Genomic DNA, 11,411 nt, shown 5'->3' on the forward strand with positions numbered 1-11,411 from the left:
GCGGCCCCATTACAGGCGATGTGTTTTTAACTGACACACCGCAGTGCCCTGGTTTTGGGGGCCGCTGCGCAGCCCAACGCGGGGCAAGCCCGCTCGCCACTATAAGGTGGACGTCCCAGATCACTGATCGCCGACGCTATATCGCAAAACACTCACGCAATATCAGGATTTCCTGATGGCTCTTTGCTATTTGTCACGCTAGAGTGCTTGAAAGAATAAAAGAAATCGTAGTTTCTTCGGCCGCGACTGAAGCCGTAGGACACTTCATAAATGTGGAGTGCACCATGAAAGTTCTAATCGCCGATGACTCATCCATGTCCCGCAAGTTGGTCTTGCGTGCCCTGCCAGAATCACTGACCGAAGATGTCCGCCAAGCCTGTAACGGCTCCGAGGTGATGGAGGCCTATCACGCGGGCTTGGTCGATTTGCTTTTTCTCGACCTCACCATGCCCGTCATGGACGGTTTCCAGACCCTGGAGGCGCTCAAGCGCGAAGACGCCAATGTGGTGGTCGTCGTGATCAGCGCAGACATCCAGCCCCGGGCCAGGCAACTCGTATTCAACCTGGGCGCTGCTGCCTTCGTGGCCAAGCCTGTTACGGCTGAAGCTCTACTCGAAGCTTTACACCTCATAGGAGTGCTTTGATGGAAACCTTGGCCGAGCTCACCGAAGACCAACGCGATGCCCTGCAGGAACTGATGAATATCGCCATGGGGCAGGCGGCCGAGCGACTGGCCCTGCTGACCAATACCATGGTCACGCTTTCGGTTCCTTTTATTCACCCGCTGATCCGGGAACAGAATAACCTGGCGATTCCGGAGCATCTGCGCCGAAGCTTCATGATCGTCACCCGCCAGTCTTTCCTCGGGGAGTTACGCGGAGAAGTGTTCGTGTGCTTTGGCTGCATGGGGGCAGATGAACTGGCCGAACTGCTGGGCTACAAGGGCGGCGGTCTGGACCAGCAGGACGAGCTGATGCTCGATGTCACCAACATTCTGACCGGCGCCTGCATCAGTGGCCTGGCAAAACAGGTGGCGACTCAAGTGAGCTATGACGCGCCATCCATTCTCGTCCACAGGGATCAGGAAGCGAACGCACTGGATGAGTTGAACCTGAATGAACACCTTGCGATGGTGTTGGAAATCCGCTTCGAGGTTGAGGCTCATCAATTCTCCTGCGACTTGCTGATCTGCATCACTGAACGTACAGCAGGCGTTGTCGTTCGGGCCATTGATCGTTTGCTGGACGAGCTTTGAAGGGACCTCTCATGACAGACAGCAAGGCAATCTCCCGGGAAACCCTTGAGTCGATGCTCACGGCCATCAACATGGGTGTGCTGCTCGTCGATAAGGACTGCAAAGTGCTGTTCTCGAACCACTTCATGTCCATCAACAGCGGCCGCAGCGCCGAAGAACTTGTTGGCCGTACGCTGTTCGAAGCCTTTCCTGAGCTCCCGGAGGTCTGGACCCGGCAGAAGATCAACAGCGTCCTCACTCTGCAAAACTTTGCTTTCACTTCGTGGCAGCAACGGCCGCACCTGTTCAATTTCGAAAGCACCCGGCCCATCAGTGGACTGGTTCGGCACATGTACCAGAATTGCACTTTCTTCCCGGTGCAAGACGCCGATGGCAGCAGCCTGGGCGTGGGCTTAGCCATCAGTGATACGACCGACACCGCTGCCCGTCAACTCGAGCTGACGCACCTGAACAAGCTGCTGGAAGAGGAAAAGGGCGCCCAGGCGCTGCTGATCGCGCGGCTCGAAGATGCGCAGGCGCAGTTGCTGCAGTCCGAGAAGATGGCGGCGATAGGGCAACTGGCTGCGGGGGTGGCCCACGAGATCAATAACCCGATCGGCTTTGTCTGCTCCAACGTCAACAGCCTGCGTCGTTACCTCGTGGACATTTTCGCGCTGCTCGAGGCTTATGAGCAGGCGAGTGACGAAAGCCATGCCGATGCTCATCCCGAGCTGGCGGCGATGCGTGACAAGGTGGATTACGACTTCATGCGTCAGGACATCGACGAGCTGCTTGTGGAATCGGTCGACGGTCTCGACCGGGTCACTCGCATCGTCAAGGACCTGCGCGAGTTCTCCCATGTCGACAGTTATGAATGGCAGTTGGCCGATCTGCACAAAGGGCTCGATAGCACCCTTAACGTTATCTGGAACGAGATCAAGTTCAAGGCCCAGGTGATCAAGTGCTACGGCGATATCGAGCCTATTGAATGCATGGGCTCACAGATCAATCAGGTCTTTCTGAACTTGCTCATCAACGCAAGCCATGCTGTGGGTGCCGACGGCCAAATCACCATCAGGAGTGGCAGGGAGGACGGCGGTGTGTTCGTTGAGATCGCCGACAACGGCCATGGTATCCCCCTTGAGATCCAGAACCGGATATTCGAACCGTTCTTCACCACCAAGCCGGTGGGCATGGGCTCGGGCCTGGGCCTGTCGTTGTCGTATAGCATCATCGTCAAGCACCATGGACGGCTCACCGTCGAGAGTGAGCCGGGTAGGGGAAGTTGCTTCCGGGCGTGGTTACCATTACGCCAGCCCCAGGTGCAGGCCCTCGCTACTTCTGCCGCCGAAGGACGCTGATCATGAACGCCCCCACTTCCTGTGTAAAACGCTACACCGTCATGCTGGTGGATGATGAAGAAAGTATCCTCAACAGCCTCCGGCGCCTGTTGCGTGGCAAACCTTATGACTTGCTGTTGGCGACTAATGGCGCGCAGGCACTGAGTCTTTTCGAACAGCACTCTATCGACTTGATCGTTTGCGATGCGCGCATGCCGTTGATGGACGGTCCGACGCTGCTCCGCGAGGTGTATAGGCGCAATCCAGAATGCGTGAATATCCTGCTGACCGGCTATGCCGACATGAGCATGATTACTCAGGCAATCAGCGATGGGTACGTTTACCGCTATATCAGCAAACCCTGGAATGATGACGAGCTGCAGCGCACGCTCGACCAGGCTCTCGAGATGCAGAATGCGCTTCGTAACCGCGACAGCCTGGCGTGAAATGTCGCACCACTGGAGTACGACATTTCACGGTTCTTGACAGCGTTTCCGTCAAGTTGAACATGGCCCAGGGTAGGGCTTAGTCCCAGCTCAGCGCGCCGCCGGTCTGGTACTCGATTACCCGGGTCTCAAAGAAATTCTTCTCTTTCTTCAAGTCCATGATCTCGCTCATCCACGGGAACGGATTGGTCGTGCCTGGATACTCTTCCTTCAAGCCAATCTGCGACAGGCGACGGTTAGCGATGAACTTGAGGTAATCCTCCATCATCGCCGCGTTCATACCCAGCACACCGCGCGGCATGGTATCGCGCGCATATTCGATCTCCAGCTGCGTCCCTTGCAGGATCATCTGGGTCGCTTCTTCCTTCATCTCGGCATCCCACAAATGTGGGTTTTCGATTTTGATCTGGTTGATCACATCGATACCGAAGTTCAGGTGCATCGACTCGTCGCGCAGGATGTATTGGAACTGTTCGGCGACGCCGGTCATTTTGTTGCGGCGGCCCATGGACAGGATCTGGGTGAAGCCGCAGTAGAAGAAGATGCCTTCCAGCACGCAGTAGTAGGCGACCAGGTTGCGCAGCAGTTCCTTGTCGGTGTCGACGGTGCCGGTTTCGAACTTCGGATCGGAGATCGAACGGGTGTACTTCAGGCCCCAGGCGGCTTTTTTCGCCACCGATGGGATCTCGTGGTACATGTTGAAGATCTCGCCTTCATCCATGGCCAACGATTCGATGCAGTACTGGTAGGCGTGGGTGTGGATCGCTTCTTCGAAGGCCTGGCGCAGGATGTACTGGCGGCACTCCGGGTTGGTGATCAGGCGGTACACGGCCAGGACCAGGTTGTTGGCAACCAGGGAGTCGGCGGTGGAGAAGAAGCCCAGGTTGCGCATGACGATGCGGCGCTCGTCGTCGGTCAGGCCTTCGGGGTTTTTCCACAGGGCGATGTCGGCGGTCATGTTGACCTCTTGCGGCATCCAGTGGTTGGCGCAGCCGTCGAGGTACTTCTGCCAGGCCCAATCGTACTTGAAGGGCACGAGTTGGTTGAGGTCGGCGCGGCAGTTGATCATGCGTTTTTCGTCAACGGCGACGCGGGCGGAGGCGCCTTCGAGTTCGGCGAGGCCTTCGGCGATGTCGAGTTTGTCCAGGGCCGCCTTGGCGCGCACGATGGCGGCGGAGTCACTGGCGGTGACGGCGCGGGCTTCGATGGCGGCAGCGGCGCCGGCACCGTCGAGGCGGTCCATGTTGGCTTCGGTGGCGTGGCCGGCGTTGGCGCCCTTGATCACCGCTGCACCGGTGTCCTCGTTGTCGACTTCATCCCAACTCAGCATCGAAATACTCCTTCCTGGTCTGTTCTGACGGCATGTGAACCCGTCCAAAAATAGGTGATTTGCAGGCTACTAGGCATTGAAATACTGCGCGTAGTGTGGTCGATAAATACCGATGCTGCACACTATGTAGTGGTCTGTTTTGTTTGTGGGCACACTATATGGGGTGTGGTCCCAGTGGTCAACGGACAAGATGTGCGGTTTTCGGTCGCTGCCCGGTGCCCATTGGATGTCGCGGGCTGTGAAGTGAAGGGCAGGGTGCAAATTGACGCCCTGTCCAGGACTGGATATGTTGTCTTGCATGAAAAAGACCTCTCTCCAAGACACCACCCTGATCAGCCAGCTCGAACAGATTGCCGAAGGCTTGAGCAAAACCTTCAGCCCGTTCTGCGAAGTGGTGCTGCACGACTTGCGCGACCCGCAGCACGCGATCCTGGCCATTCATAACAACCTCTCCGGGCGTGCCCCCGGTGACCCGGCCACCGAGTTGGGGTTGGCACGTATCGCCGACCCGGACTACCCGCAGGTCATTGCCAATTACCAGAACCAGTTCGCCGATGGGCGCCAGGTCAAAAGCACGTCGATCGGCATCAAGGACGCTCGCGGCCAGTACGTCGCCGCCCTGTGCCTGAATGTTGACCTCACGTTGTTTCGTGGTTTGCAGGGCCTGCTGGAGCAGTTCGGTTCGGTCAGTGGCGACAAGCTCGGCGAGTCTCTCGATCCCTCCGGCGCCGATGCGATCCGTGCACGCATCGACCAGTTCGCCGCCCGCCTGGCAACCACGCCGCGCGCGTTGAAGACCGCAGATCGACGCGTGTTGATGCAGGAGTTGAAAGACTCGGGTTGCCTCGACATTCGCCGTGCCATGGAAACCGTGGCCTCGCACCTGGGTGTGTCGCGCGCGGCGGTCTATACCTACGCCAAGTAGCGCGCCAACGCTTCGATCTCGACCTGATAGCCGTGGTGCAATTGAGGTACCGGCACCACGGCGCGGGCAGGGCGGTGCTCGCCCAATGCGGCGGCGTAGAGCTGGTCGAATTCAGCCCAGTGCTGAACCCCGACCACATATACCGTGACTTTCACCAGGTCCTGTGGCGAGCCGCCCGCTGCCTTCAAGATGGCCAACAGGTTCTCCAGCGCCACCTGGGCCTGTGCGGCGAACGACGCCTCGGGGTGATGGCGCCCATCGGCGCTCACCGGCAGTTGCCCGGAGATATACAGGGTGCCGGCGTGACCGATCGCCTGGGCGTAATGGCCGGCCGGTTTGGCCGCACTCGATGTCTGGATGATCTTCATGGCGCCTCGCGGAGCAGGGCGGCGTATCGCTCGATATCCACGTTGCCGCCGGTGACGATAATGCCCACGCGCTGGCCCTTGAACCGCTTGCCCAGTTGGCGCAACGCCGCCAGGCCCAGGCAGCCGGTGGGCTCCACCACCATCTTCATGCGCTGCATGAAGAACTTCATTTCTGCCACCAGTTGCGTGTCGGTGACGGTAAGAATGTCGTCCACCTTGTCGCGGATGATTGGGAAGGTGCAGTTGCCCAGGTGCTGGGTCTGGGCACCGTCGGCGATGGTCGCGGGGGTGTCGATATGCACGATGCTGCCGCTGCGAAACGAGCGTTGGCCGTCATTCCCGGTCTCGGGCTCGACACCGTAGAGCAGGCAATCGGGTGCCAGGGCGCGGGTACTCAGGGCGGTGCCCGAGAGCATGCCGCCACCGCCCAGGCCCACGAACAACGCATCCAGCGGGCCGGTGAATTCCAGCAACTCCTTGGCCGCGGTGCCTTGGCCTGCGAGTACATCAGGATGGTCATAGGGCGGGATCAGGGTCAGGCCGTGCTCTGCGGCCAGGGTGCGGCCGATCTGCTCGCGGTCCTCGCTGAAACGGTCATACAGCACCACACTGGCGCCATAGCCCCGAGTGGCCGCGACCTTGGCGGCGGGCGCATCGGTAGGCATCACGAGGGTCGCTGGTATGCCGAGCAGGCCTGCCGCCAAGGCAATGCCCTGGGCATGGTTACCCGAAGAAAACGCCACCACCCCGGCCTTGCGCTGCTGCGGGTCAAACTGCGAAAGGGCATTGAACGCGCCGCGAAACTTGAACGAGCCACCCCGTTGCAGGTTCTCGCACTTGATGAAGACCTGGGCGCCGGTCTCGGCGTCGAGGGTGCGTGAGGTGAATACCGGGGTGCGATGGGCGAAGCCTTCCAGGCGTTCAGCGGCGGCGATGACGTCTTGGTAAGTGGACGTGAGCATGAGACGGGCCTTGTTGGAGTGTCTGGATAAAATATCCATAACAAGACAAAGAGTAAAGTTTCGATTGTGCGCACCGGCGTGTTCGCGCTCGGGCTTCCCTGATCTTTAGAGGGGCGGCATGGCGCACAGGGCGCCAAAACGTGACTTGCCGCGCCAGAACGCTGTAACGCTCTAAACCCAATGTTGAAAAGATCATGGTGTCACGGCAGGATATTAAATAGAATGAATCTCATTTGAGACTCAATCGCGCCGTGCAGGTGGTTGCCATGAATGATGCTGTTGTCCCGACGCACGCCCCCGAACTGACCCTGTCGAGCCTGTACCGTGACCATCGCGGCTGGCTGGAAAGCTGGCTGCGGCGGCGCTTGGGCAATGCCTGGGATGCAGCGGACCTGAGTCAGGACACCTTTTTGCGGGTGCTCGCCAGTGCCCAGCCGATTGCGCAGATGCAGGAGCCACGGGCGTATCTGGTGACGGTGGGCAAGCGCCTGCTGGTCAATTTTCATCAGCGGCGCAGCCTGGAACAGGCTTACCTGAACGCCCTGGCGAACCTGCCCGAAGCCTGTGTGCCGTCGCCCGAGCAGCGCTGGCTGGTGCTGGAAACCTTGCAAGCCCTGGATGAACTGCTCGACGGCTTGCCGGTGCTGGTGCGCCGCGCGTTTCTCTGGAGTCAGCTCGAAGGCTTGGGGTATCGCGAGATCGCCGAGCGGCTGGAGGTGTCGGAGCGCACGGTGAAGCGCTACATGGCGCAGGCGTATGAGCATTGCCTGTTGGTGGACCTGTGAGCCGAGATATTGCGCGCGCCGCTGCCCAGTGGCTGGCGCTGCTGGAATCTGGCGCCGCCACCGAGCGCGATCACGTCGCGCTGCAGCACTGGCGTGACAGCCACCCGCAGCATGAACAGACCTGGCAAAAAGCCCAATCCCTGCGCCAGCGCTTCAGTGAGTTGCCCCAGGCATTGGCGATGGCCAGCCTCGACCGCCCGCAACCGGGGCGGCGCGCGTTGCTCAAGCGTGCGTTGGGCGTGGCGGCGCTGCTGCCGACCGCCTGGTTGATCAGCCGCCAGTTGCCTATCGAGGTCTGGCGTGCCGACCTGCACACCGCCACCGGCGAGCGCAAGCGCCTGTCCCTGGCCGACGGCGCCAGCCTGCAGCTCAATACCGCCACCGCGGTGGACGTGGACCTGGCGCAACGGCGTATCACCTTGGTGGAAGGGGAACTGGCCTTGAACGTGCCCGGCGCGGCCGCCCTCACGCTGGATACAGGCTACGGGCAACTGCGGGTCAGCCAGGCCGAGGTGTGTGTGCGGCAACTGACCGCTGGCTGCCGGGTGTCGGTCCTGAAGGGCGCGGTGCAGGTGCGCGACTTGAGCGGCAGGTTGGCGACGTTGCCGGGTGGCCAGCAGGCGCCGTTGAACGCTGGCGGACTGGGTGCATGGGCGCCGTTTGACGTGCTGCAATTGGGATGGCGCGACGGTGTACTGACCGCCCAGAACCAGGCGCTGGGGGACTTTTTGCGCGAACTGGCACGTTATCGGCCAGGTGTGTTGCGCTGGGATCCGAGCCTGGAGGCGTTGCGGGTCACGGGGAGTTTTCGCCTGGATGACACCGACCGCGTCCTCAACCTGCTGGCCTCGACCCTGGGGCTTGAGGTGCAGGCGCGGACACGGTATTGGGTAATGTTGCGCAAGAACGCCTAGATCACATGAGCGCGCTGCAGGTGCGTCAGCGACAACGCCTTGAGCTGCGCCAACAACGGATCACGCCGGTCCCTTGGGTGCGGCAAGTCCACCGCCAGTTCCTGGCGAATGCTGCTCGGCCGGTTGTCCATCACCAATACCCGATCACTCAGGTAGAGCGCTTCATCCACATCATGGGTCACCAGCAACAAAGCAATGGCATGGTGCGCAGCCAGTTGCAGCAACAGGTCTTGCAGCTTCATGCGGGTAAACGCATCCACCGCGCTGAACGGCTCATCCAGCAAGAGCACCTGCGGTCGCGAATACAAGCCGCGTGCGATCGCCACCCGTTGCGCCATGCCCCCGGACAGTGCCTTGGGCAGCGCCTGGGCAAAGCCCGTGAGGCCGACTTCCTCGATCAACTGCGTCACCCAGGCCCGGTCGTAGTGCTGGTCGTCGCGCAAGCCGATGTTCTGTTCCACCGTGAGCCAGGGCATCAGCCGGGGTTCCTGGAACACAAACGCCACTTCACCTTCAGGGCTGCGCAACTCGCCCTGGAAGTCGGTTTCCAGCCCGGCGACGATGCGCAGCAAGGTACTTTTGCCGCAACCGCTGGGGCCGAGCAGGCTCACGGCTTCACGCGGCTGCAGGGCCAGGTGCACATCTCTCAAGACCGTGGTGCTGGCGAAGTTTTTACGCGCCACGCGAATATCCAATAAAGGTTGCATGCCTATCGCTCCGTGCCTTGGCCGTTGAAGGTGTCACGCCAGGCCAGGCAGCGTTTCTCCAGGGTGGCGAGCAAGCCATCGCTGACCTTGCCCAACAGCGCCAATACGATGATCGCTGCGAGCACGATGTCTGGCCGTGAGGTTTCCCGCCCATCGCTGAGCAGGTAACCCAGGCCCTTGGTGGCTGCGATCAACTCGGCTGCCACCAGGAACATCCACGCCAGGCTCAAGCCGCTGCGCAACCCGGTGAACAGACCGGGCAGGGCGGCAGGCAACAGGATGCGACGTACCAGGCGCCGTCGGCTGAACCCATACATTTGCCCGACCTCCACCAGCTTGCGGTCGATATCGCGTATTGCCGCGACGCCATTGAGGTACACCGGGAAAAACGCGCCGATCGCGATCAGCACGATTTTCGAGGTTTCATCGATGCCCAGCCACAGCAGCAACAGCGGCACCCAGGCCAGGCTGGGGATCGAGCGCAAGCCGGCGAAGGTCGGTTCCAGATAGGCTTCGGCCTCACGGCTCAACCCGACCCAGGCGGCGAATACCAGCGCCAGGCTGGCGCCGATGGCAAACCCGAGCAACACCCGGCCGAGGCTGGCGCTGATGTGTTTCCACAGTGCGCCTTCGGCCAGGTCCGTCAGGGTCACGGCAATCTCGCTGGGCGCCGGCATCTGGTAGGACGGCAGCCAACCCACGCGTACCACCGCCTCCAGCACCAGTAGGATCAGCGCCGGCAACACCAGGCCCTTGAGCCGCCTTGGCCAGGCACTGCGGTTGATCGCCACGGGCGTGGCCAGGGGGAGTGCTTGGGTTTTGCTGGTCATCACGGGTTCCTCAGTGGCCGAACGAGGTGTCGATCAACTGGTCGATCACCTCGTCCACATTCACGCCTTTGCGCACCAACGCTTCGGACACCAGGATCGGTGCGGCAGCCTTGGACGACAGCACATCCTTGCTGCTCAAGAACGGCGTGCTCAGATCCGTACGCGACAGTTGCAGCTTGGCCACTTCCAACGGCAGGCCGGACTCGTCGGCGAGCAGCTTGGCGAACTCCTCCGGGTGCTTCACCGCCCAATCCCGGGCCTTTTCATAAGCGCCGAGCACTTTGGTGATGGTCTGCGGATGCTCCTTGGCGAACTTCTCGGTCACGCTGACGACGCCGTAACTGTTGAACGCCTTGTTGCGGTACAGCAGGCGCGAACCGGCCTGGATTTCGCTGGCGGCCATGTGCGGGTCGAGACCGGCCCAGGCGTCCACGTCACCTTTCTCCAGGGCCGTGCGGCCGTCGGGGTGCTGCAGGTGCACCAGCTCCACATCGTCCTTCTTCAACCCGGCTTGTTGCAGGCTGCGCAGCGTGAACAGGTAAGGGTCGGTGCCTTTGGTGGCGGCGATTTTCTTGCCCTTGAGGTCGGTGACGCTCTTGAATGGCGAGTCCTTGCGCACCACCAGGGCGGTCCATTCGGCGCGACTGTAGACGTACACCGATTTGATCGGGCTGCCGTTGGCCCGGCTCAATACCGCCGACAGGCTGGCGGAGGAGGCAAAGTCCACGCCGCCGCTGTTGAGGTATTCCAGGGACCGGTTGCTGCCCTGGCTCAATACCCAGCCCACCTTGGAGTGCGGCAAGGCTTGTTCCAGCCAGCCGAAATGCTTGAGCACCAGGCTGACGGGCGAATAGTAGGCATAGTCCAGGTTGACTTCGACAGGGTCGGCTTCGGCGGCCTGGGCCAGGGGTTGCAGGCACAGAACCAGCGCGCAGGCGCCGAGTAAGCGTTGAGTGAAGGGTTTCATGGAACAGCTCCGGCAAGGCGTTGAGAGAAGGCTTTTCTTATATTCATAAAAATGAAATGGCATGTTCCATCATGCTTTTCAGGAATATGCAGTCTCTGTGCCATCTCGTTTGCACGCGTATTTACGGGGCTTCGAAGGGCCAAGGCTGTTGTGAGAGGGGCAAACTGTTGATCAAGTGTCGGTGGTGCAACAGCTTGAATATATCCAAATAGAATAAATAAAGAGTTATATATTCCTTTTAATGTCTTTGCGGTTGGCGCATTTTGAGGGTCTGCGCATTCGTGCGGATTGACCCAACAGCCAAAAGGAAAGCCGACATGACCATTAAAGCGATCAACGTGCGCAACCAGTTCAAGGGCGTAATCAAGGAAATTCTGCTCGGGGAGGTGGTCTCTGAAATTGACGTGCAAACCGCGTCCGGGATTGTCACCTCAGTCATCACCACTCGCTCGGTGCGGGACCTGGAATTGAAGGTCGGCAGTGAAGTGATCGCGTTTGTGAAGTCGACCGAAGTGTCCATCGCCAAGCTTTGAGCGACTGCACCGGTGACGGTAGCCGGCGGTGCTGGCCACCATCGCCGGTGAAAGGCGTGTGGCTGAACCT

At 60.5% G+C, this 11,411-nt stretch carries 13 protein-coding genes and 1 pseudogene; 8 read left to right on the plus strand and 6 right to left on the minus strand.

What is annotated here, in order from left to right; genetic code table 11:
- Positions 1-284: 284 nt before the first annotated feature.
- From ACODSV_RS19680 to ACODSV_RS19695, 4 genes and pseudogenes are all read left to right on the plus strand, one after another.
- Entirely contained in the window at positions 285-644 is a 360-nt protein-coding gene (locus ACODSV_RS19680) for a response regulator (RefSeq protein WP_024075189.1), read from the plus strand.
- Positions 644-1,255 (plus strand): chemotaxis protein CheC, encoded by a 612-nt coding sequence (locus ACODSV_RS19685; protein WP_024075190.1) that lies wholly within the window; start codon positions 644-646, stop codon positions 1,253-1,255. Before ACODSV_RS19680 ends, ACODSV_RS19685 begins: the two co-directional genes overlap by 1 nt.
- Before the next feature lie 11 nt (positions 1,256-1,266).
- Positions 1,267-2,595, plus strand: coding sequence for an ATP-binding protein (locus tag ACODSV_RS19690; RefSeq protein ID WP_024075191.1), 1,329 nt, complete (start codon positions 1,267-1,269; stop codon positions 2,593-2,595).
- Between the two features lie 2 nt (positions 2,596-2,597).
- Positions 2,598-3,014 (plus strand): annotated as a pseudogene (locus ACODSV_RS19695) (response regulator); the annotation flags it as partial.
- 85 nt (positions 3,015-3,099) lie between these two features.
- Here ACODSV_RS19695 and ACODSV_RS19700 read toward each other — a convergent pair.
- Entirely contained in the window at positions 3,100-4,350 is a 1,251-nt protein-coding gene (locus tag ACODSV_RS19700) for a ribonucleotide-diphosphate reductase subunit beta (protein ID WP_489046161.1), read from the minus strand.
- Positions 4,351-4,648: 298 nt separating this feature from the next.
- On the opposite strand from ACODSV_RS19700, the gene ACODSV_RS19705 reads away from it, so the two are divergent.
- Positions 4,649-5,275 (plus strand): helix-turn-helix transcriptional regulator, encoded by a 627-nt coding sequence (locus ACODSV_RS19705; protein WP_024075194.1) that lies wholly within the window; start codon positions 4,649-4,651, stop codon positions 5,273-5,275.
- Here the strand turns inward: ACODSV_RS19705 and ACODSV_RS19710 are convergent.
- Together ACODSV_RS19710 and ACODSV_RS19715 are read right to left on the minus strand one after the other, a co-directional pair.
- A complete protein-coding gene (locus ACODSV_RS19710; protein WP_024075195.1) occupies positions 5,263-5,643 on the minus strand; it encodes a RidA family protein in 381 nt (126 codons plus the stop codon). The genes ACODSV_RS19705 and ACODSV_RS19710 overlap by 13 nt on opposite strands.
- Entirely contained in the window at positions 5,640-6,605 is a 966-nt protein-coding gene (locus ACODSV_RS19715) for a threo-3-hydroxy-L-aspartate ammonia-lyase (RefSeq protein WP_150055332.1), read from the minus strand. The genes ACODSV_RS19710 and ACODSV_RS19715 overlap by 4 nt, the downstream gene beginning before the upstream one ends.
- A 266-nt stretch (positions 6,606-6,871) precedes the next feature.
- Here ACODSV_RS19715 and ACODSV_RS19720 point away from each other — a divergent pair, with 266 nt between their 5' ends.
- Entirely contained in the window at positions 6,872-7,390 is a 519-nt protein-coding gene (locus tag ACODSV_RS19720; RefSeq protein ID WP_102623861.1) for a sigma-70 family RNA polymerase sigma factor, read from the plus strand.
- Positions 7,387-8,304: a FecR domain-containing protein gene (locus ACODSV_RS19725; protein WP_150055331.1), complete on the plus strand. Its 918-nt coding sequence runs from the start codon at positions 7,387-7,389 to the stop codon at positions 8,302-8,304. The genes ACODSV_RS19720 and ACODSV_RS19725 overlap by 4 nt, the downstream gene beginning before the upstream one ends.
- Here ACODSV_RS19725 and ACODSV_RS19730 read toward each other — a convergent pair.
- Genes ACODSV_RS19730 through ACODSV_RS19740 form a run of 3 tightly spaced genes read right to left on the minus strand, consistent with a single transcriptional unit; the run spans position 8,301 to position 10,808 of the window.
- Positions 8,301-9,011, minus strand: a complete 711-nt coding sequence (locus ACODSV_RS19730; protein ID WP_150055330.1) for an ABC transporter ATP-binding protein — start codon at positions 9,009-9,011, stop codon at positions 8,301-8,303. The two genes, ACODSV_RS19725 and ACODSV_RS19730, sit on opposite strands and share 4 nt — an antisense overlap.
- A gap of 2 nt (positions 9,012-9,013) precedes the next feature.
- The gene (locus tag ACODSV_RS19735; RefSeq protein ID WP_150055329.1) at positions 9,014-9,841 is read right to left on the minus strand and encodes an ABC transporter permease; all 828 of its coding nucleotides are present in this window, start codon (positions 9,839-9,841) and stop codon (positions 9,014-9,016) included.
- A gap of 10 nt (positions 9,842-9,851) precedes the next feature.
- The gene (locus ACODSV_RS19740) at positions 9,852-10,808 is read right to left on the minus strand and encodes an aliphatic sulfonate ABC transporter substrate-binding protein (RefSeq protein WP_102623858.1); all 957 of its coding nucleotides are present in this window, start codon (positions 10,806-10,808) and stop codon (positions 9,852-9,854) included.
- Positions 10,809-11,125: 317 nt separating this feature from the next.
- Between ACODSV_RS19740 and ACODSV_RS19745 the strand changes: the two genes are divergently transcribed.
- Entirely contained in the window at positions 11,126-11,341 is a 216-nt protein-coding gene (locus tag ACODSV_RS19745; protein WP_003173733.1) for a TOBE domain-containing protein, read from the plus strand.
- The last annotated feature ends 70 nt before the right edge of the window (positions 11,342-11,411 follow it).

This window comes from Pseudomonas sp. FG86 (assembly GCF_057808775.1).